The 20,839-nt window shown below is 41.1% G+C and carries 19 protein-coding genes; 6 read left to right on the top strand and 13 right to left on the bottom strand.

Features of this window, described 5'->3' with window-relative positions; translation table 11 throughout:
- Positions 1-653 precede the first annotated feature (653 nt).
- Positions 654-1,214 carry a hypothetical protein gene (locus F7734_RS52465; RefSeq protein ID WP_155752191.1) on the top strand — a complete coding sequence of 187 codons (561 nt, stop codon included), beginning with the start codon at positions 654-656 and terminating at the stop codon, positions 1,212-1,214.
- A 15-nt stretch (positions 1,215-1,229) separates the two neighbouring features.
- Here the strand turns inward: F7734_RS52465 and F7734_RS52460 are convergent, their stop codons facing one another.
- From F7734_RS52460 to F7734_RS52445, 4 genes are all read right to left on the bottom strand, one after another.
- Positions 1,230-1,880: a YqiA/YcfP family alpha/beta fold hydrolase gene (locus F7734_RS52460; RefSeq protein ID WP_155752190.1), complete on the bottom strand. Its 651-nt coding sequence runs from the start codon at positions 1,878-1,880 to the stop codon at positions 1,230-1,232.
- Between the two features lie 263 nt (positions 1,881-2,143).
- Positions 2,144-3,523 (bottom strand): glutathione-disulfide reductase, encoded by a 1,380-nt coding sequence (gene gor, locus F7734_RS52455; protein ID WP_155752189.1) that lies wholly within the window; start codon positions 3,521-3,523, stop codon positions 2,144-2,146.
- Between the two features lie 21 nt (positions 3,524-3,544).
- Positions 3,545-4,885 (bottom strand): glutathione-disulfide reductase, encoded by a 1,341-nt coding sequence (gene gorA / locus F7734_RS52450; protein ID WP_155752188.1) that lies wholly within the window; start codon positions 4,883-4,885, stop codon positions 3,545-3,547.
- A 209-nt stretch (positions 4,886-5,094) separates the two neighbouring features.
- Positions 5,095-7,242 (bottom strand): cation:proton antiporter, encoded by a 2,148-nt coding sequence (locus F7734_RS52445; protein WP_155752187.1) that lies wholly within the window; start codon positions 7,240-7,242, stop codon positions 5,095-5,097.
- Between the two features lie 159 nt (positions 7,243-7,401).
- Here F7734_RS52445 and F7734_RS52440 point away from each other — a divergent pair, with 159 nt between their 5' ends.
- Positions 7,402-8,205: a helix-turn-helix domain-containing protein gene (locus F7734_RS52440; RefSeq protein ID WP_166482700.1), complete on the top strand. Its 804-nt coding sequence runs from the start codon at positions 7,402-7,404 to the stop codon at positions 8,203-8,205.
- A gap of 21 nt (positions 8,206-8,226) precedes the next feature.
- Positions 8,227-8,781, top strand: coding sequence for a GNAT family N-acetyltransferase (locus F7734_RS52435; protein ID WP_155752186.1), 555 nt, complete (start codon positions 8,227-8,229; stop codon positions 8,779-8,781).
- A gap of 39 nt (positions 8,782-8,820) precedes the next feature.
- Here the strand turns inward: F7734_RS52435 and F7734_RS52430 are convergent, their stop codons facing one another.
- Positions 8,821-9,597: a Uma2 family endonuclease gene (locus tag F7734_RS52430; protein WP_155752185.1), complete on the bottom strand. Its 777-nt coding sequence runs from the start codon at positions 9,595-9,597 to the stop codon at positions 8,821-8,823.
- Positions 9,598-9,824: 227 nt separating this feature from the next.
- On the opposite strand from F7734_RS52430, the gene F7734_RS52425 reads away from it, so the two are divergent.
- Both F7734_RS52425 and F7734_RS52420 read left to right on the top strand, forming a co-directional pair.
- On the top strand, positions 9,825-10,982 hold the full coding sequence (locus F7734_RS52425) for a sulfate ABC transporter substrate-binding protein (protein ID WP_155752184.1): 1,158 nt from the start codon (positions 9,825-9,827) through the stop codon (positions 10,980-10,982).
- A 60-nt stretch (positions 10,983-11,042) separates the two neighbouring features.
- Entirely contained in the window at positions 11,043-12,044 is a 1,002-nt protein-coding gene (locus F7734_RS52420) for a PstS family phosphate ABC transporter substrate-binding protein (RefSeq protein ID WP_155752183.1), read from the top strand.
- Between the two features lie 139 nt (positions 12,045-12,183).
- On the opposite strand, the gene F7734_RS52415 is transcribed toward F7734_RS52420, so the two are convergent.
- From F7734_RS52415 to F7734_RS52385, 8 genes are all read right to left on the bottom strand, one after another.
- The gene (locus F7734_RS52415; protein WP_155752182.1) at positions 12,184-12,903 is read right to left on the bottom strand and encodes a carbonic anhydrase; all 720 of its coding nucleotides are present in this window, start codon (positions 12,901-12,903) and stop codon (positions 12,184-12,186) included.
- Between the two features lie 187 nt (positions 12,904-13,090).
- A complete protein-coding gene (locus tag F7734_RS52410) occupies positions 13,091-13,402 on the bottom strand; it encodes a P-II family nitrogen regulator (protein WP_155752181.1) in 312 nt (103 codons plus the stop codon).
- A 4-nt stretch (positions 13,403-13,406) separates the two neighbouring features.
- The gene (locus F7734_RS52405) at positions 13,407-14,378 is read right to left on the bottom strand and encodes a sodium-dependent bicarbonate transport family permease (RefSeq protein WP_155752180.1); all 972 of its coding nucleotides are present in this window, start codon (positions 14,376-14,378) and stop codon (positions 13,407-13,409) included.
- Between the two features lie 442 nt (positions 14,379-14,820).
- Positions 14,821-15,090 (bottom strand): hypothetical protein, encoded by a 270-nt coding sequence (locus F7734_RS61410; RefSeq protein ID WP_166482699.1) that lies wholly within the window; start codon positions 15,088-15,090, stop codon positions 14,821-14,823.
- 153 nt (positions 15,091-15,243) lie between these two features.
- Positions 15,244-15,507, bottom strand: a complete 264-nt coding sequence (locus F7734_RS61405) for a DUF5678 domain-containing protein (protein ID WP_166482698.1) — start codon at positions 15,505-15,507, stop codon at positions 15,244-15,246.
- A gap of 368 nt (positions 15,508-15,875) precedes the next feature.
- Positions 15,876-16,376: a hypothetical protein gene (locus F7734_RS52395; protein ID WP_155752179.1), complete on the bottom strand. Its 501-nt coding sequence runs from the start codon at positions 16,374-16,376 to the stop codon at positions 15,876-15,878.
- A gap of 116 nt (positions 16,377-16,492) precedes the next feature.
- Positions 16,493-16,687, bottom strand: coding sequence for a hypothetical protein (locus F7734_RS66520; RefSeq protein WP_347566437.1), 195 nt, complete (start codon positions 16,685-16,687; stop codon positions 16,493-16,495).
- Positions 16,688-17,016: 329 nt separating this feature from the next.
- Entirely contained in the window at positions 17,017-19,341 is a 2,325-nt protein-coding gene (locus tag F7734_RS52385; RefSeq protein ID WP_155752178.1) for an ATP-binding protein, read from the bottom strand.
- Positions 19,342-19,607: 266 nt separating this feature from the next.
- Here F7734_RS52385 and F7734_RS52380 point away from each other — a divergent pair, with 266 nt between their 5' ends.
- Positions 19,608-20,453, top strand: a complete 846-nt coding sequence (locus F7734_RS52380) for a peptidoglycan-binding protein (protein ID WP_155752177.1) — start codon at positions 19,608-19,610, stop codon at positions 20,451-20,453.
- Positions 20,454-20,839: the final 386 nt, after the last annotated feature.

The following is a 20,839-nucleotide window of genomic DNA, read 5'->3' as shown; positions in this document are numbered from 1 at the left end:
TTTCCTGAGACCTTCTCGGCAGATTCTCCTACAAAAGCGTTTGACCAGTGACCAGTAAACAGTAACCAGTGACCAGTGACCAGTGACCAGTGACCAGGGACTAGAAGGCTTATGTTGGGCACTGGTGTATTAAAATTTATAGGAATTTTATCTTTTGAGGTCTTTACTGCTAAATAAATTTATTATTTTTTAATAAAAAAAAATTTGTATCTTACAGGTGTATAATTCTTCATACACTCAGATAAAAGTTTATCTGTTTTGTTTTTAGTCAACACTAGTTTCCTAAAACAGACTTTTTTTATGCTGTTTCTGCCTGTGAAATACCATAAGAACGGCAAAAGCTTTCTTGTAGATTAGATATTTAGATTGACATCAGTAATATTACGATAAATCTTTTGTTGAATCCTTACAATAACTTTGTATTCCAAGTATCTATCTTTATAAAAACTTTAAAAAAATACTTCTACAGTTGGAGACAAATCCAGTTAAATCTCATAAAATATGAATACTCTAATACAGAACATTGTCTGTTTATTAAAATTTTTGTAAATAGGCTGTGGAATTATTAATATTAAAAATCAAAACTCCGATTTTACAACCTTTTATCTATCAAATTGCCAACTATCCCCAAATCTATTCCATTTTGAGAAAAAATGGATAGCGCAAAGCGCCAACGCTATCAGTCTGCTATGGTATCTACTTATTACCCTGACACCAGATTCCTTGACTATTTTGTCATGCCAGATGGAACTGAGCAACCCTATGGCTCGGATCTCCTAACTATGCTGCTGAGCGGAAAAGTTTTTATGGTCAACAGTCGCAGGCGAAATGGTTTAATACTTTTTAAACATTTCCATGCTGAGTTTGCCGGACCGGGAGCAGCTGTAGGAGGCGATTACGATCGCGATTGTGTGGGGGCGCTACCAATAGGAAATTTATCTTTATTAACTCCAGAGACTCATGATGAACGCCAAAAAGCTTACTTGATCCGGAGACAGTGGATTAGATTGATTAAGCAAATCACAGAAAATCCAGTTCCTCAACAGCGAGTTCAGAAAGTTTTAGATCAATTTGAGCAATATTTTCCCCCAGAAATTGTTGCTCAGTTACCTGATGAAGCATTTGCTTTTTTGGTAGGTGTTTTACCACAAACAGTACGAATATCGCGTCTTTTGGGCAGTGATGGCTCAGCAGACGATGGTTATGATGAATGAGTTAGTAGTTAATGGTTAGTGGTTAGTGGTAAGCAGACAAAAATGTTGAATGGCTAGCCAAATTTCTGACATGACGTTGCTTAAACTGTGGTCGCTGTCAAGTTCTAGTAACTCCACCCAAGGACGTTGGAGAGCAAAGTCGCGACTAGCTTGAATGGGAATGACTTCATCGTGTTTGCCGTGCAAAATCAGAGTAGGAGTGGGACGTTGCAAAATCTCCTCTTTATATTGATTCGCATCTAGAACAAAATTATAGCTTAGAGGAAGAGAACGTTTCTCTCCATAATGATGAACCATGAGATATTTTTCTTGTTGCCATTGCTGTAACGCTTCATCCCCCAGCTTAGGTAACCAATGAGATAAAAACCCAAAAGCAGGTGCTAGTAACACAAGGCGTTTTACTGGTTGATGCTGCTGTCCTAGATGGGCGGCAGTTAAACCACCCAAACTTGAACCAATTAAGGTGACTGACGTACAAGGATCTGGTAATTCTAATGCGATTTGAGCCAACTGACGGGTGATAGTCAAGTTTGTAAAATCCCCTGCATTTAAATCAGGAATTTTTAACTCAATATGAGCTTGGGTAAAGCGATCGCGAAGGTATATTGCCTTAGCAGAACAAGGACTTGATGCAAAACCGTGAAGGTAAATAAATTCGGTAGGCATTAGAGGTTATTTATAAAGTAAATCTGAGATCGATAAATGTATTGTGTAGGTTGGGTTGAGGAACGAAACCCAACAAACGCTCTTCTTAATGTTTACTTTATAAATCATCTCTTACACCTCGATCCGGTGGCTCCGCCACAGAATGACTTACGATGGGGTGCCGCCTCCTGTACTCTACCTAGAGTGAGAGGCAGAGCCTCTAGTAATGCATTCCCAGCCTCTAGCTGGGAACGAGAGTGGCGGACAAATGACAAATAACTTTATCACCTCATCGTGACAAATTCTTCTGCGGATGTGGGATGAATACCAACAGTAGCATCAAAATCTTTTTTGGTAGCACCCATTTTAACGGCAATTGCTACACCTTGAACGATCTCACCTGCGTTATCTCCAACCATATGAGCGCCTAAAACTTTGTCAGTGTTGGCATCTATGACCAATTTCATCATTGTTCGATCGCTTGCGCCTGTCAAACTATGGAACAAGGGACGGAAGCGAGTGCGATAAATCTTAACTCCGTCATCTCCTAGTTTTTCCTTGGCTTGGGTTTCTGTTAAACCGACTGTAGCGGCTTCTGGTGTGGAAAAGACGGCAGTTGGAACATCTTCATGACTGAATACACGACGGTTACCACCGAATTCACTATCTGCAAAAGCACGACCTTCGCCTATAGCGACAGGGGTTAAGTTCATTCTGTCAGTCACATCACCGACAGCAAAGATATTGGGTTGGGAAGTTTGGCTGTATTCGTTAACAGCGATCGCATTCATGGTACTGTAGCCCGGTCCTTCTATATCACTAGGAACAACATCAACTCCTGCGTTGTCCAAACCCAACCCTTCTACATTCGGTGCTCTACCCGTTGCTGCAAGGAAAACATCAGCAACAATTGATTCTGTGTATTCTCCTGATAAATTTAGCTTTAATCCTTCCGGGACTCGTTCTACTGAGTCCACGATAGAATTTTTAACAATCCGCACGCCGTGCTCGATGGTTTCTTCTTGGACTGCCAAACGAATATCCTCATCAAAACCCTTCAAAATCAGGTCTTTGCGAATGATTTGTGTCACTTCGCAACCCAAACCACGCATAATACTGGCAAATTCGGTACCTATATAACCAGCACCAATGATGGCAATATGCTTTGGTTTCTCCTTCAGGTGAAACATTTCGTTAGAGGTAATAGCATCTTCTATTCCAGGGATATCTGGTTTAACGGGCCGTCCGCCCACAGCTATCAAAATTTTCTCTGTAGTTACCTTACGCCCATCAACTTCTACAGTATGTGGGTCTACAATTGTCGCACGGCTTTTAAAGAGTTCAACACCTGCTTTTGCTAAGAAGTTAATATGGAGTTCCGATAGCCGCCTAACTTCTTTATCTATAGATGTAATGAAATGTTGCCAGTCTAATTCGGCTTCACCAACTTTCCAACCATAACCAGCTGCATTTTGAAATAATGCCGGAAAGTGAGAACTGTAAACCATGAGTTTTTTAGGAACGCAGCCACGAATCACGCAGGTTCCACCTACTAAGTCACTTTCGGCAATAGCTACTTTTGCCCCGTAGCTAGCAGCGCGTTTGGAAGCCGCCAAACCTCCAGAACCAGCACCGATAACAAACAGGTTATAGTCATATGTCATAATTAAATTTCCTTTAATGAATTAGGAAAGATCGAGAAACTCTTCACCTACAGTTGGGTGAATACCAATAGATTCATCTAAGTCTTGCTTGGTAATACCTTTCCGAATGGCAACAGCGAGACTTTGAATGATATCCGCAGCATTTTCACCAACCATATGAGCACCTAAAACACGCTCTGATTTACCTTCAACGACTAACTTCATGGTAGCTTGTTCGCTCTCATTGGTTAAAGACGACAATGGTTGAAAGCAATGGCGATAGAATTTCACAGAATCACCAAATTTTTCGCGTGCTTGTGCCTCCGTCATACCTACACCCGCGCCTTCAGGACGGCTAAAAACAGCAGAAGGAACTTCATCGTAATTAATTTTTTGCTCGTTTTTGCCAAAAACTGTATTGGCAAAAGCCTGTCCCTGTGCTTTTGCCACAGGTGTTAATTGAGGTCTGCTGGTACAATCACCAACGGCAAAAATATTTTCCTGAGTCGTGCGATTGTACTCATCAATTTTTATTGTCCCTTTTTGTTCGAGTTCAACTCCAACCTTTTCCAAACCAAGATTTTTTGTCTTTGGAGCACGACCAGTCGCAACTAAAATCGTATCTGCTGGTACTGTTTTTCTTGATTCCCCAACCAATAAAAGCAAGCGTTCTTCCAAGTATTTAATTTCTTTAACCATGCTGTTGTTAATAAAACGAATCCCTCGCTTGCTTAACCCTTGTTGAACGCCCCTACGGACATCAATATCAAATCCCGACAAAATTGTTTCATCTTTATCTATGACCGTTACCTCGCATCCAAAAGCGTTCATCATACTGGCAAATTCCACGCCAATGTAACCACCACCAATGATGACTAATCTTTTGGGTAAGTAGGGTAAATGAAACATCTCACGAGATGTCAGGGCGTATTCAATCCCCGATATTTTTGGCTTGATGGCGTATCCACCTACCGCAATTAAAATTTTATCAGCCGTGTATTTGCGTCCATCTATATCTATAGTGTGAGCATTAGTAAAGCTAGCATGACCTCGAATGAGTTCAATTCCCGCTTCTTGTAATTGTTCAAGATAGGAGTCTTGGATGCTGTCAATATGCTTATCTACAGATTTGATGAATTTTGTCCAGTCAAAGTAAGTTTTGCAGTCACTCCATCCATAGTTCAGCGCGATTTGATTTTTCAGAGCAAAATCGGCGGCTTGGACAATGAGTTTCTTGGGAACACAACCGCGATTTACACAAGTGCCACCAATAGCTTCTTTTTCAGCAATGGCAACACGCGCACCGTAGCTTGCTGCTTTTTTGGCGGCTGCTAGTCCCCCAGGACCAGCACCAATGACAAACAGGTCGTAGTCGAAGGTCATGGCTTTTGGAAGAATAAAAACAAAGAATCAGATCTTTTCTCTATCATCGCAATCCCGAGCACATCGCTAGGGGCATTGGGAGGAGTGGAAGGGAGACATGGAGAGGGGGGACATGGTAGACAAGGGATAATTTTCCCCGTGTCCCCGTGTCCCGTGTCTGCCGTGTCTCCGTGTCTGCGTGTCTGCCGTGTCTCCGTGTCCCCAGTCCCTCAAGAAGATACATTCTGCACAATCACTCTGGGTTTTCGTACACTTTCCTGATAGCCCTGTGGTTCTCCCAGCAGGACGACCGAACAACGTATTTGCTGAACGACTTCAGTTGTTACGTCGCTGACGGCTACCTGACCTATACTCAATCGCCGACGGCGCGATCGCAAGACTACAAGGTCGGTTGATTGAGATGCTCTGACAATAGTACTCACTACATTATCTGCTGGTATGACTTGAATGTTTGTAGGGCTTTGAGGGAAGTATCTGGAAACAAGTAGTTCCAACTGGGATTTCATCCAAGAAATTCGGGCGGCAGAAGTCCGGCGATCGCACACGTGAAGTAATGTAACTTCTGCTTGATTGGCATTTGCTAGAATTTTTACAAATTGCACGATCCGCACTGACTCTTGGGTCAAATTTTCAATAGGTATCAAAATTCGCTGTATGTTACTGGGAGAGTCCAACAGACGGGTGACAGCCACCGGACAGTGAGATGCCCAAAGCACTCGATCTATGACACCACTAAACAAACGCGCACGCAATCCCGTTGTTCTACCCCAACCCATGACAACTAAGTCAGCATTTTGCTCTCGACTCACATGGCTAATAGACTGAGGAATGTTGTAATCGATCCGTGTTATAGGTTCTACTTCTACACCCAATTCTTGACCGAGTGCCACTGCATTGGATAGAAGAATTTTATTTTGCTGTAGGTTTGTTTGTAATTCCGGAGAGTCCATATGCATATGGGCGGGTGTCACAGCTAAAGCCAGAATTTTACCTTTTTCGCGGCGCACTATAAGTCCTGCCATTTCAATCAAAGCTCTCTCCGTTTCCGGATTGCGAACGGGGACAACCACAGTGAATCCTTCAGCAGGTTCATTTCTCCAGCCAAGCATTGACCCATTTGTTTCATCTGTTTCATCATCGGGACTATTACCCATTGTGACCAACCCAGGTGCGCTGCGGGCTGTGATCAGTGGTCCCAATGTCGCTGTCACCATCATCAGAACTATGACACCATTGAGCACATCTTCAGTGACCAACTTGGCTCTGTAAGCGACTAAAGTTGCTGCCAATGTAGCTGCTACCTGGGGAAGAGACAAAGACCACATGGTAATCATTTCCCGCCAGTTATAGCGGTAAACTAGTTTTGCCAGGAGTGCGGCTGCAAACTTACTACCAATTAAACCTACCAAGATAGCTACCGTTAGCCAGATGGAACTGATGCTTTTAATAAATCCTGGAATATCAATTAATAAGCCTAAATCAACAAAGAAAATTGGGATGAATAAGACATTCCCAACAAACACAACCTTTTCTTTCACAGGTCCCGAACCGATGACCTCATTCACCGCCAATCCAGCAAGAAATGCACCAATAATCTTTTCTACGCCAATAACTTCTGCGCCTAACGCGGAGATAAAAACGACTAACAGAACAAACAAAAATTGGTTTCCTTCTTCGTCTCCAGTGCGTTTGAAGAATTGATGCCCCAACCATTTAAAACCAAACAAAATAATCGCAGAATAAATAACGAGTCCCAGTAGCAGCTTGGTTATACTAAATGCCGAAAATTCTCCTTGATGAATACCTACACACACTGCAAGTACAAGCAGTGAGCCAATATCCGTGAAAATGGTTGCACCGATGGTAACAGTCACAGCTTCATTGTTAATGACTCCAAGCCGACTAATGATAGGATATGCCAGCAAGGTGTGAGAAGCAAACAAGGAGCCAATTAAAACAGAAGCATTCCAACCAAAACCAAACATTCGCCCCACTATTGTTCCTGCAATCAATGGTATGAGGAAAGTAAAAGTTCCAAATCCTGCAGAACGATGCTTGGTTCGCTGAAACTGTTCCATATCAATTTCCAGCCCCGCTACAAACATCAAGTAAATCAACCCAATGCCTGAGAGAAGCTTGAGGGTTTCCGATTCATTTTGAAATAGACCCAAGCCTTGAGGTCCCAAAACAACGCCTGCTGCCAACAAACCCAACAATCCCGGTATCTTAAAGCGCTCAAAGATGAGAGGGACTATTAAGATGACAGTTAACAAAATGGCGAAAGAAACAATAGGCTCTAAATGCATCAATAGCTCCTGTGTTAAGCTGCGGACTGCATCCCATATCTTCAGGGACATGGAAATATTTATCTTCTGCCATTAGATGGTGTCTAAGAGTGAGATTAACACTATCGAAAGATTCTTTGACACCACTTGGTAGTGGTGATATTGTCTTAATGACACCACTATAAAGTGGTAACAAAAAAAGCTATGGCAAGAACAGGCAGCTAAAAGCACGTGGAAAAGCAAATTGAGCTACTCAATGAATTAGGTTTGACTGGATATGAGGCTACAGCCTACTTGGCGCTCTTGGGGCGAAGCAGTTTCACTTCTACAGAATTGGCTGCACGGGCAAAGATTCCACGACAACGCATTTATGATGTCTTAGAATCTCTTGAGGAAAAGGGGTTATGTATTTCTAAAGACACAACTCCGCGTTCTTATTTTGCTCTCGACCCAAGTATGGCACTGGAAGTAGTGAGTACACAGCGTACTGAGAAACTTGAACAAGAGCGACAGCGGATAGTTGCTCATACAAAAGATTTGATTCAAGAATTGTCTCCGATTTATCAAATTGGGCGAGGTCAGAACGATCCACTTGAATATATCGACGTACTGGGTAATCCGTCTCGGATAGCTAGCAGGGCGCTAGCATTAGCACGAACGGTTCGCACTCAAGTCAACTCGTGCATCAAACGTCCCTTTGTTCTTACAAAGGAGCAGAATTGGCGTTTTATTCGCGAACCACTTTCTCGTGGAGTGAGGTATCGCGCAATTTATGAAATGTCTGCTCTTGAAGATGATGAACTCCGTATTTGGCTTAGTACTTTTTATGAGTGGGGACAAGAAATTCGTTTGATAAGCGAATTGCCGATTAAGATGCAGGCGTTTGATGACGATGTTGTGCTGGTCTCCATGCAAGACCCTGTGGGTAGTCCGCCTAGCTTGACTGCGATCGCAGTTAAGCACAAAGGCATGGTAGCAATGATGAATTTAGCTTTTGAGCAAATCTGGGAACGTAGCAAACCTTATCAAAACTGACACACCCATTCAGAAACAAGTATGTTTAAACAAAGCAATGCAATTTACGTTGAAGGATACCAACCGGGCTGTATCGGACGTATTACCGAACTGCATGGGATCTATTACAACCGATGTTGGAGTGTAGGTGCAGAGTTTGAAATATTGATGGCTAGAGAACTTTGCGACTTTTGCGAGCAGTACGATATGGAACGCGACCTTTTGCTGACTGCTCGAGCAGATGAGCGTCTCGTAGGTTCTATTGCAGTACAAGGAAATGCTGATAATTCAAACAATAAGCACGAAGCACGATTGCGTTGGTTTATTCTCGATCCGGTTTACCAAGGTCAAGGTATTGGTAAAGCTCTTCTTCAGCAAGCACTGCATTTTTGTCGTAAAAAGGCATTTCCAAAGTTATATCTTTGGACTGTTGATGGGCTTCCTCAGTCAAGATATCTTTATGAAACTTTTGGGTTTCAAGTCGTTGCACAAGAGTTGGATATAAGGTATGGTCATCCACTACTGAGCCTCAAAATGGAAATGATATTGACAAGTTCTTCCTCCTTACCGAATGAAACAGCCCTGCGTCTCGACTGAAACAGGGGGATTCAGATTTTTATCGGTTTCAACCTGATACTAAATCTCGTCTGGATTCATGCCTAGAGATCGCAACCGTTCAGCAAGTCGCTGTGCCTTTGCTTCTGCTTCGTCTGCCCGTTCTGCTCCAGTGGGAATCACTTGCCCATTGCGATCGCACCACCGAAGCCACAATCGCGTCACGTCTTCCTCGAACTGCCCTTCCCACAATATCAAGCCAATTCCAGCAGCATTTAGCCAAATCGACTGCCCAATTTTGCTAATTCCTTCCGGAGGCGTTAACTCAGCATAGCCCTCTGGCGAAATCGACCATACACGCAACAATGCCCCATTCATTTCATCTTTACTTTGAATATGCTTCAAAGGATCGAATACAGCGTAATAGCGCACTCCAATCTGGGCGTAGAGGTCTTTCTTGATTGTCGTTTTGCCTTTCTGCCGCGATTTTTTGCTCAATGCTAACTCGTCGCCTTCCTGATTCGAGACGATTTCGATGCAAACTTCAGGCACTTTGCCAAACTCCCACACAAAGTACGATCGATTGCGTCGCTCGGAGAAGTCATCGGGTCGCTGTACACCCAAGCTCAGTAAAACATCAGGAACGATCGGCTCGCCCTTGAGTTTGTAGAACAATCCTACATTCGCAGCCGCTAGGAAAGGAGATGGCAATGCTTTGGAACTGTATAGCGGTTCTACCAATAACCGTTGCTGCTCTTCTGACTGAAAATTATCCACAGGCGTATCGTCCTCGATAACCAAATGGCTGATGTCAAGCTCAGTGACGATTTCTTCCGTGTCAAAAAGCTGCTGAGTCATGAGCGGCTGCCAGAATTCAATATTTTAATTATGTACTGAATTTTAACAGACCGCTTTTCATTCTCAATAACGGGGCTTTTAAGTCAACAAGTTGCGTCAAAGCTGTTGACTCAGTGGGGATAGATTAAAGAAGATTAAAGCAGGATGAAAAAACCACTAAAGTGATTTAGAATTCCATAAAAATACGGTAATACGCTCAATCAGCCGTATAGATACGGAGAACTATAATGACCAAGTGGCAAAATAGGTTGATGGTGGGGACACACTGGATTGGGCAAATCCAGAGTTACGTGAAGGAAGTTTTTTGGGTTATCAAACACTGGAGCAACAGAATAGCAGGAAGTGGGTCAAACGGACAATCTCTTCGAGACTTTGTGTGTCTTTTTCTGGTAGGTGCTAGCTTGAGTGTTGCGATCGCAGCCTGTTCTGGAAGCACCTCAGCTACCAAACCCGATGTCAAATTGAACCTCGTTTCATTCTCAGTAACTCAGGCAGCTCACGATCGAATCATTCCTAAATTTGTAGAAAAGTGGAAGAAAGAACACGGTCAAAATGTGATTTTTGAGCAGAGTTACGGTGCATCTGGAACTCAAGCCGAAGCTGTGATTAAAGGTTCACAAGAAGCTGATGTCGTACACCTAGCACTTCCCCTTGATATCAATAAAATTCAGCAAGCTGGTTTAATTGAAAAGAACTGGGAATCGAAAGCGCCTAAAAGTAGCATTGTAACTAGGTCTGTAGCGGCGATCGTAACCCGTGAAGGGAATCCCAAAGGTATCAATACATGGACAGATTTGACAAAAGATGGTGTGAAAGTCATTGTTGCTAACCCCAAAACTTCTGGTATTGCTATTTGGGAATTTTTAGCTTTTTGGGGTGCTGTCACTCAAACAGGCGGTGACGAAACGCAAGCACAAACCTTTACGACTAATGTTTATAAAAACGTCCCCGTGCTAGCCCCAAGTGCGCGTGATGCTAGCGATCTCTTTTTCCAACAAGGAAAGGGAGATGTGTTAATCAATTACGAAAACGAAGTTTTTTTGGCTGAGCAGAACGGTCAGAAATTACCTTACGTAGTGCCTAATGTGAATATTTCCATCGACAACCCTGTCGCTGTAGTAGACAAAAACGTTGAGAAACATGGCACTAAAGAAGTTGCAGAGGCATTTGTAGATTTTCTTTACTCAACAGAAGCCCAACGTGAATTTGCCAAGTTAGGATACCGTCCCGTTAACCCCGCTGTTCTTGAAGAAGTGGCGAAGAATTATCCCCCAATTCAAACCTTTTTTACTGCTCATGATTTAGGAGGTTGGGATCTTCTTCAAAATAGATTTTTTAATGATGGGGCAATTTTCGACAAAATTTGGACTGCGAGTAAGGCATAAATGGCTCAACGGGCAGTTAATGGTTATTAATCAGAAAAACAGCGTACAGGAATTTAAGTTATGAGCTTTTACAGCAAATTCAAGTGTCAGGGATTATTAACATCTTTGGTGGTTTTAACGCTCGGTATAACTTCTTGTAATAGAGCCAACGAGAAGGCAACAGAGGTGAGTATAGATGGTGCGGCTGTAGGTTTTCCCATCTCTCTAGCAGTTGCGGAAGAATATGAGAAAGCTTCACCAAAAGCAAATGTGAGCGTTGCTTCAAGCGGTACGGGAGGTGGCATAAGTAAGTTCTGTGCAGGTGATATTGATATTGTTGGTGCATCACGTACCATCAGAGATGAAGAAATTAAAACTTGTGCCAAGAAGGATATTACCTTTGTAGAAATACCTATTGCTCTTGACGGAATTGCTGTCATTGCCAATCGTCAAAATAACTTCGTTCAATGTTTGACGATTGATGAATTGAAAAAGATGTGGAATGCAAAAGCAACTAATAAAATCAAAACCTGGAATCAAGTGAATCCCAAGTTTCCTAACAAACCCTTAAAGCTGTATGCTCCAGCTTCTGATACGGGAACATTTGATTATTTCACACAAGCTATCACTGGAAAAGCAAAAAATGGACGCACGGACTACACTCCAAGTCACAACCAAAACATTCTTGTCCAGGGGGTTGCTGGTGATGAAAACGCTCTTGGGTATGTTGGGATATCTTACTATTTGCAGAATCAAGATAAGCTAAACTTAGTTGCTGTAGAAAGCCCTAAAGGAAAATGTGAAAAGCCTGTTCCAGTAGACAATGTTGTCAAAAATATTTACACGCCTTTGTCTAGACCTTTGTTTATTTATGTAAGTAAGAAGTCACTGGATAGCAAACCAGCTGTGAAAGACTTTGTGAATTTCTACATAGAAAATTCGTGGAAATGGGTTGAATCAGTCGGTTACGTTTCGCTACCTGATGAGGCTTATCCCAAGGTGAAGCAAAAAGTGGCTAATGGTACAACTGGTACCAAGTTTAAGAAGGCAAAACCGGGCGAGCCTATCACGAATTTCATTTAATCTGAATGAGGTACACCCCCCTCTTTCCCCCCTGGGTAAGGGGGGATGAAAGGGGGGTAATTTTTGTACCTCACTAAGTTGAAATCTGCTGTATAACAAAAGACTAGCCATGCTAGTCTCTACATACAATGAAAATTGGTTATATCAAACCAACTTCTCCAGTATCAAGGTCGTAACGACCTCCAACAACTTTAAGCTTACCCTCCAATAATCGTTGAGATACAATCTTTGAATTCTGTTTCAATTTCTTAATTTGATATTGAACGTTTGCAATCACGGCTTTATCAACCGGATCGTCTGATGATTCACCTTTGGTTTTAGAGATAACTGGTTTGATGGCTTTAACAAAAGAACCAATATGACCGGGGAGAGGTTCTCCCTGAACTGCTGCTGTGACAGCACCGCAGCGTTCATGACCTAAAACCATAATCAAAGGAGTGTTAAGGATGTCTACAGCATATTCCAGGCTGCCAAGCACCTCATCTGTCACAATGTTTCCGGCAACACGGATGTCAAATAAATCACCAATTCCTTCATCAAACAAAATTTCTGGAGGCACTCGCGAATCCGCACAGCACAGCAAAGCTGCAAAGGGATGTTGTGCTTGGGCAACTTCTTTGATTCGTGCTTTTGATTGATCTGGATGGTTACCCTTTTGCTGAACGAACCTTTGATTGCCGTCCATCAACCGTTTTAAAGCAGCATCGGGGTCTAAGGGTGGAACTGAGTCAGCAATTGCTTGCTTGGGATGTATGCTCCAAAAAGCACTTCCCGTAACAGCGGCTACTAAGGCAATTCCACTCGTTCCTGTTAGGTTTAAGAAATGGCGGCGATCCATCAATCCATAATTTTCATTCATGATACTATTTTGGATTTTTGCTTTTGAACTTTTGCTTTTGAATTTTGAATTCTGAAAGTTTACTTCATACCAAGACTTAAAGAACTGCAACAGTATTTTGATGAGGATTTCACGCGTTGCAGATTCCCCCAAAACCACCTAATAAAGGAGGCTATGTATCAGTCCTAGATACTTCATCCTTCATCCTTTACAATGAGGCAATACATCTCATTGAGCGAATTTCTGTTGCATCTGAGATGTAGCAAGAGCCTCCAAATTTGTTCAGGATTGGTCGAATGATTTCCACTGTACGTTTGATTTTGTCTGGAACACAAAAAGCAATCACGTAAACATTATCCAGCATGGTCATGTCTAAATCTTCGGAGCCACCTCTAAAACCGTGTCCGGCAACATTTCGGAGCAACAAGTACCCTGAAATCTCTGCCTGTTTTAAGCCGTCTAAAATTTTTCCAAGCTCAACTGAATTTACAATGATTTCTATTCGTTTAACCGGATGCATGATCTTATCTCCAAAACATATTAATTCCGTACAGATATAGTGGAATTCCCACGATGATATTGAAAGGAAACGTTACAGCCAGAGCAGTAGAAACGTACAAGCTCGGATTTGCTTCTGGAACCGTTAACCTCATGGCTGCAGGAACGGCGATGTAAGAAGCACTGGCGCACAATACTGCAAACAAAAGTGCGTCTCCCTGAGGCATTCCGATCAATTTCGCAATAAGAAGTCCAATAGCTGCATTGACGATTGGAATTAGTATCGCAAAAGATATCAGGAAAGCGCCCGTTTTTTGCAAGTCTTTAATTCTTCTAGCGGCTACCAGTCCCATGTCAAGTAAAAAGAATGTCAAAATACCGTAGAATAATCCCTGAGTAAAGGGTTCTAAAACTTTCCAACCGTGTTCTCCTGTCAGCACTCCAATAAAAAGGCTTCCGACTAGTAAAAAGACAGAACTGTTCAAGAACGCTTCTTGTAAAACTTCTGACCAGGAGAAATCCCGCTCTTTTGAATCGGCTGTAAATAGATTGACAAGAATCAAACCGACGATAATAGCCGGGGATTCCATAAGTGCTAAAGCAGCCACCATATAACCATCGAATGCAATTCCCAGTTCGTTCAGAAATGACCCAGCCGTGATGAATGTTACAGCGCTGATGGAGCCATAGGTTGCTGCGATCGCAGCCGCATCATAGATATCTAGCTTCAGTTTCAGAACAAAAAATGTATAAATTGGAACACAACAAGCCATAAGTATGGCTGCCAGGAGCGTTAAAACTACTTCCTGGGTCACTCCGCTTTTGACAAGTTCCACTCCTCCCTTAAATCCTATCGAGAAAAGCAAGTATAGGGATAACAGTTTCGGAAAAGGAGCTGGAATTTCAAGATCTGATTTTACAAAAACCGCTACCATCCCCAGAAAGAAGAATAAAACTGGTGGATTGAGAATATTTGAGACGATTAGACTTGCATTCATACTGACTCCGCACCCAAAACAGCAAAAAATTTTACAAAAGTTTTCATCATGAAGATGAGCACGCTCCAATATGAGCAGTTGCTGTAAAACCACTGTATGGCAATTAAGGTACTAAAAATACATAAGTAATTCTGATATAGGGTATAAATAAAACTTTTATAGCAACGGTATTTTCCCATGAGTTGATACACTAAAATTCCCGACTTCTTCAAGAAGTCGGGAATCTACGGAATTTAACACCTCCCACCTCGTTCCCAGGCTCCGCCTGGGAATGCCTTCCAAGGAGGCTCCGCCTCCGTATAATCTTTACAACTAAATTTCTCCACGAGTCAATTTATTCTCATAATCCTCTAAATTGGACAAGTATTCAGAAAAATCTGACTCAGTTATTTCTTTGAACTCAGTATACTCAAGCCAGAATGAAGAATATTTACTACTTTGCTTACTCTGTCGGAAGTCGATCAAATCGTTTTGATTGCTGACATGATGGGAACTGCAGACAATCTTCACGCCATTTAAAGAGAATTTTCTCGTCCGCTTGCCTAAACTCAATATCAAATTTATCAAATACGACTTCCCGCCCCAAAAGCAATTGCTCTCCGCCTGTACCAGTTTGTAACCATGCTACAGGAGCAAGAAAACTATACTCATCAATTGTCATTTCAACATTGCGTAAAACATACTCCACTCTTCCACCTATAGCTTCTGCCAATAAAGTTGATGTTGATTCCGCATCAGCTAAAGTAAATCCTAAATCCTGACCAACTTTTAATGAAATTCAACTCAGTTCAGCACCGGAATCTACTAACATGGTTGTAGAAATCTCTATATCTCTATGCCTGAGTTTCACATGATAATTGGGCTATCAATCATGGCGAGTTACAGTACGAAAGCGTATTGGCAAAATTTGAATAGAAGCAGTGCGGAGCGGAACTAAATAAAGTGCAAAAGGTTGGTTTGAAGCTTCTGCCAAATCTAAAACCTCGCGGAGGTTTTCACTATGAGCAATCAAGCCATTAGCATTGTAAGCAACATACTGATTTCGATAGAGCTCCAATAACATCTGTCGATTATGGTTCAGCCACTTCAGCATCTGGTGGCTTTCATCTTGAGAAAATGTTTTACTCATATTTTTGTCATTTATAAGGCTTTACTTGGTTTTACAAAACTTTATACAGTGTTTTGCTCTCTACCTACCAATTTTAAGCCTTTAGCGGGGAATGGCGACTGGTGGGCTTGTTGCCTTGTATGGTTAGCTGCACTAGAGCGCCGATCCAGTAGAAGCTATTGACAAATCAGGCATACTGTGTATGGGACGACCGGGAACTCAGGTACAAAAAAGATCTTGGTCCCAAACTTGTAAACAGTGGATATTTGAAGGTTTTTTCGCCGTAAAATTTAGGCTCAAACTTATCTACTGTCTCCACAATATATTGAGGGAGTAATTGCAAAGCGTATTTATGCAATAAAGAATAGTTGTTTGGATCGCGCTCTAAATCAGGCAACCAGTTCTGAATCTCGACGTATATCTATTAATCTTTGCTTATAAAAATCGTCCATTTCAGCAATAAACTTGCCATTAACTAGTTTAATTCCTAGTACATCAATTGCATTAGCAAAATCTAGGAAACTAGCATTATGATACTTTTTATCCTCAAAAGATTTGATTTTTTCTTCAGTCCGCTGACAAAATACTGCTAATTCTCTTTGAGTTAGCTTCATGGCTATTCTAGCTTTGATTAAGAGATCGGGTAAGTAATCAAGATTTTCTATTTCTAAAAAAATTGGTTTTTCGGGATCGTGAGCAACTAATGCTTCATATTCCGTTATTTCATCTAGGATTTTTTGCTGAAGTGCATTGTTAGATTCTTGGGATAATTGCCAACCATCAGGATCGGTCAATCGCTTTTCTTTATTTGCCTTGATTTTTCGATTAGCTTCAGTAAATTTTCTGACCCATTCCTTGGAATAAGCTAATTCCTTGTCATCTTTAATCATGGCTCCCACTCCAATAATTTAATAGCTATAATGCCCTTGAGGTTTTGTTGGCGATCGCGTAGAAAAAACTCTATTGATATTGTAGATTCATCCACGGGTTGATCGGATTGATAAATTTAACCTCGATATTTAGCTTTCTGTGCTGCACTGTCATAAAACTTTAATATCAGTGGTGCATTTTGTCTCAGGTACTCTATATTAACATCATCTCTATCCCAGCAACAGTCAAAATCTCTTGGCTTGGGTTCGTTTGTTACAAAGGAGCCATTAACATAAAAAACTCGGCATCCAGCAGTTTTTAATTCTGCCATTACTGCTTCCATCCCTGAATCATTTGCATTCGTTTATACGTATATCCAAACCTTGCTTTAAATTCCTCCCAATTGCAAAAATGAACTCCAGGTGGTAAATTACCAATTTCATCAAACTCCGGAATCATTATTTAATCAATAGAATTAATTTGCTGATTTTAAATCATACCAAATTGTAAGACATATGAAGTCATTTCATTTTGAAAGAATGTGTTCAGAAGTGCGCTCGGATTTCCAACTTTCTCAATCAATATAAAAGGCTAATACCAGGCTTGAGCATTTATGTCAAATAAATATTTTTCTAAAAAAATCTTATGCCCTCGCTTATATCATCCCAGAGTCTCAAGAAACAATTTCATTTCTTCTACATCACGTAACATTCCTAAAAGATGAAAACCATTCATTGCTTTAATTGCGTATTGACGAGCTGATTCTATACTCCCCCATTGTTCTTCCCAACGAGCAAAAGAACGTTGATAGCGAGCCAGACGCCGTTTGTTGTTACTACTTTCGGCTACCGTCAAACCTTTAGTGATTAACTGTTGAGCTTCGTGCTTTTCACCTTGTTTTATAGCTATATCAGCTAGCCAATTTTGAGCAGAATTCATCACTCGATGCCAGTTAATATTTTCTGCTTTTTGTATCACTTCTTGAAAAAGTGCTTTAGCTTTCACCCACTCATCTTCTAAATGAAAAATTTCGGCACGATGGTAGAGAACGGGAATTATATAACGAGCGTGTTGTCGTTCTTCTAGTTCGGCTTGTTGAACGAATTCTTCTTCTAGTGTTAACCAGCGCTTTGCTTCTTTATACCTTTTTTGTCGGATTTTCAACCTAGCTGTTCCTTCTGCTAAGTCAGCTTGAACGCAGAAATCTGCACGATCTCGAAGTATCCATGTCCGTCGCAAAATTTCTTCTGCTTCTTGCAAATCCTGTTGTGAACACATCCGAATTAACAGCCAACTTTTTCGGATGGAGAATTTTATAAAAGATGACCATTCATTTCTCCGTTCCGATTGTTCTATTAGCCATTGCAACCAATCCAAGCGATCGTACCAGTAAGCGTAAAGGTTGACATAATGATATAAAAGCAGCCATAGATCTCTGATTTCTTCATAGAAATCTTGGTCTTTACACCAATAAAGAACTGCTTGTAAATTTCCTTGCTCTTCGTCTAACTTGCTGTAGTGTATCCACTTTTCCCAATCTTCCCCTGCGTTACGTTGGGCAAACTCTTGGTAGTATCTTACCCAGCGCCAACGTGCTTCTTTTTCAAAATCTGGATATGCAGCAAGTTCGGCTAGAACGTACTCTCTTGTTAGAGAAAGCATTTCATACCGTCCAGTTTCTTGGTTTAAATTCACTAGCGAGAGTTGCTGAAGACGTGCTAAACCATCATTGACAGAGTCAGGGGCTGCTGTGAGTCCAGCTACCTCAGCTACAGCAGCAAGTGTTGGAGGATCGGGAAAAATTGCTATGGACAATAATAATTTGCTAGCTGGTTTTTCCTTGATACTTTGTACTGATTGGTCAAAGCAAAAACGAGCAACATCGCTTGTTGTTAAAGCTAGTCTTTCTAGCACAAAATTTAATGAATAGCCACTAGAGACTTGACCGAGCGCATAAACAATAGCAAGGGGAATTCCTCCAGTCCTTTTATATAGTAAACTTGAATCCCCATCGGAGATCGTAACTCCTTTTTCTTCAGCTTGCTGTTGAATTAATTTCAATCCATCATCTAATGGTAAATGTCGAAGACTGATGGGAAGTAAAGCAATTCGTTCGCGAGTCGTTAAGATAACTTTGACGTGTGCGGGTAAGTCGTACAAGAACCCAATAACTTTTTCCGTCTCCTCTATTGTTTCCATGTTGTCAACAATCAGGAGAGTTGTTTGTTTGGAGAGACTTTGGCGGACGCGATCGAATTGATCGTCGAGAGGAGATTGAATTATAGTAGGGTCGTTGAGAGTATGAGCAATCTCGCGAAAAATATCCCGAAGATTGCGCTGTCCCTGATTTTTTCGCAAAATACTGTTGGGAATGAGTTCTTGTTGTTTGGCTGAAGTGAAAATAATAGCTTCAAATTTGGGTGCGGTAGAGAGATTTTTCTGACTAGCTTTTAGGCAATGATAGGCTGCTGCTAAAACCAAAGCAGTTTTACCTACACCTCCTATCCCGTCTACTGTAATGACATGAGCGGCGTGGGTGGGTGAAAGTCGTTGCAGTAGAAGTTTCATTTCCGCCTCACGCCCAATAAATTCCGTGTAAGTAGGGGCGGGTAAGTTATGAGCGATCGTGGAACTACTGATACTAGATACCGCAGTGCCTTTACGATACCCATGTCTTTCCAGAATATACACCAAGTTACCTGACTTCACACTTTTATTTGGTTCTCCCGTCAAGGCTTCTATATCTCTGTATATACCGCTTACAGTTGTTCGGATAACAGCATTCTTTTTCAGCAGATCTATACCAATTTTTTTTAGGCTATACCCGCATAATAATCCCAGTAATAAGTCTTTTCTTGTATCCCGTCTGTATCGTTTTTGTGTTGCTGCCTCCAAATCAGTCAGTAGACGATCTATATCCCATTCCCGCAAAATATTGCGATTCCAGCTTTTGGGTAAATTCCAATCTTCGGAGCGATGTGACATAAATATTACCCGATAATTTGATTGTTTTTGTTTACTTTTCTGTATCTAATAACATTTTAATAGATAAATTTTTAACAAAGAACTAACAAATTATTAACATTGTTAATTGTCTGTTTTTAATTCTTTAATTACGCTAGTGTTAACGCTTTTTACACGATCGCACTGAGAGGGAATTTTCAGCAGATACAAATTTAACTCACTCAATTGTAGCAGTATCAATAGAACTTTTGCAAAAAGTAATACACTCTACTTATAGGAGAACTTTGATGAAAAGATGGAAACGCTCCGCGATCTCTTTTTTTAAACCGGAAAAATCAAAAGTATCCTTTCCTGACGGAAAACAATTTTATCTATTCACAAAGCGTCCTATACTTCACCAAGACTTTACACCAACATTTGTACAGGATGCTATTAATGAGTTGCAGAAAAGACTACATACTCAAGGATTTCTTGCAAATATTAGTGGTAAGTTTGATGCAGAAACTGAGGAAGCTGTTAAGGAATTTCAAAGAAAAAATAATCTATATGTTGATGGAATCGTTGGAGCGCTAACTTGGGCTTGTCTTTGTTATCCCATGATTTATCGTGATATGAAAATTTTGACACCCAAATTACAAGAGTCAGTGAACGAATTACAAAGTATTTTGCACAAAGAAGGATTTTTTAAAAAGGAACCTTATGGAGTTTTTGATCGCCAAACGGAAAGAGCCGTAAAACATTTTCAAAGAACTTACGGACTGAAAGATGATGGAATAGTTGGGGCTGCTACTTGGGCTGTCTTATTGGGAATGCGGCAAAGAAAAGATGTTCGTAGTTCTAAGGTATTTTGTTTTTTACCATTACAAGTGTTTTCTTTTTGGAAACAATTTTTAATGTTTGGTTTCATCGTACTGGGTATCTATCACAGTCCTATACCAGGTTCCCCACCTCAGTTAAATACAGCACTAGCAACTGCATATGCACTGACTTACATTGTTCCTTTTGTACTAGAGTGTATTCCATTTAAGCAAGTTAACGAGCAAACATCACCGCTTTTTGAATATGCTCCTTACATGTTAACTGGGATCTTTTGGAAGCCTATTCTCAATTTTATTGAGAACTTGGTTAACTAAATGTGAAAGGTTATAATGTTGTAGCAGTTTTCCCTTTCGTGAGATACGGTAAGAAATAATTAACCGCAGCCTGTAGCTGATGGACGCAGATAAATTTGTACCTCAGCAGATTGGGAAATACTATATCTACACAAGTTTTTTCTTAAGTTTGGTAAAGGGCGGGTGCGGGGTTTGAACCCGCTAATCCCCGAAGTGGTGGAGATGTAATCCGATAATCCTAAATTCTTCGTCCTTGAAAGGCAAGCTGTGAATCAGGATAACCCGCCAAGAAGTGTGAAGGATAAAGTGTTATTCACATCTTTTGTCCTTCTGTTTCAACATTATTAGGACTTACGCAACCTCAACGGTATTTTAAGGATTTCACGCTTTGCAGATCCCCCCATCTC

This window comes from Scytonema sp. UIC 10036 (assembly GCF_009725235.1).
Note: the sequence above shows the minus strand (reverse complement) of the source record. Positions and strands in the feature narration are given on the sequence as shown.

Bases quoted from the DNA above. Each gene is read 5' to 3' on its own strand.
- F7734_RS61405 (WP_166482698.1), bottom strand. From the start codon at position 15,507: ATGAGTAAAACATTTTCTCAAGATGAAAGCCACCAGATGCTGAAGTGG.
- F7734_RS66520 (WP_347566437.1), bottom strand. From the start codon at position 16,687: ATGGCAGAATTAAAAACTGCTGGATGCCGAGTTTTTTATGTTAATGGC.
- F7734_RS52465 (WP_155752191.1), top strand. From the start codon at position 654: ATGGATAGCGCAAAGCGCCAACGCTATCAGTCTGCTATGGTATCTACT.
- F7734_RS52430 (WP_155752185.1), bottom strand. From the start codon at position 9,597: ATGACTCAGCAGCTTTTTGACACGGAAGAAATCGTCACTGAGCTTGAC.
- F7734_RS52435 (WP_155752186.1), top strand. From the start codon at position 8,227: ATGTTTAAACAAAGCAATGCAATTTACGTTGAAGGATACCAACCGGGC.
- F7734_RS52425 (WP_155752184.1), top strand. From the start codon at position 9,825: ATGACCAAGTGGCAAAATAGGTTGATGGTGGGGACACACTGGATTGGG.
- F7734_RS52415 (WP_155752182.1), bottom strand. From the start codon at position 12,903: ATGAATGAAAATTATGGATTGATGGATCGCCGCCATTTCTTAAACCTA.
- F7734_RS52410 (WP_155752181.1), bottom strand. From the start codon at position 13,402: ATGCATCCGGTTAAACGAATAGAAATCATTGTAAATTCAGTTGAGCTT.
- F7734_RS52385 (WP_155752178.1), bottom strand. From the start codon at position 19,341: ATGTCACATCGCTCCGAAGATTGGAATTTACCCAAAAGCTGGAATCGC.
- F7734_RS52460 (WP_155752190.1), bottom strand. From the start codon at position 1,880: ATGCCTACCGAATTTATTTACCTTCACGGTTTTGCATCAAGTCCTTGT.
- F7734_RS52445 (WP_155752187.1), bottom strand. From the start codon at position 7,242: ATGTCCCTGAAGATATGGGATGCAGTCCGCAGCTTAACACAGGAGCTA.
- gorA (WP_155752188.1), bottom strand. From the start codon at position 4,885: ATGACCTTCGACTACGACCTGTTTGTCATTGGTGCTGGTCCTGGGGGA.
- F7734_RS52380 (WP_155752177.1), top strand. From the start codon at position 19,608: ATGAAAAGATGGAAACGCTCCGCGATCTCTTTTTTTAAACCGGAAAAA.
- F7734_RS52395 (WP_155752179.1), bottom strand. From the start codon at position 16,376: ATGATTAAAGATGACAAGGAATTAGCTTATTCCAAGGAATGGGTCAGA.
- F7734_RS52420 (WP_155752183.1), top strand. From the start codon at position 11,043: ATGAGCTTTTACAGCAAATTCAAGTGTCAGGGATTATTAACATCTTTG.
- gor (WP_155752189.1), bottom strand. From the start codon at position 3,523: ATGACATATGACTATAACCTGTTTGTTATCGGTGCTGGTTCTGGAGGT.
- F7734_RS52405 (WP_155752180.1), bottom strand. From the start codon at position 14,378: ATGAATGCAAGTCTAATCGTCTCAAATATTCTCAATCCACCAGTTTTA.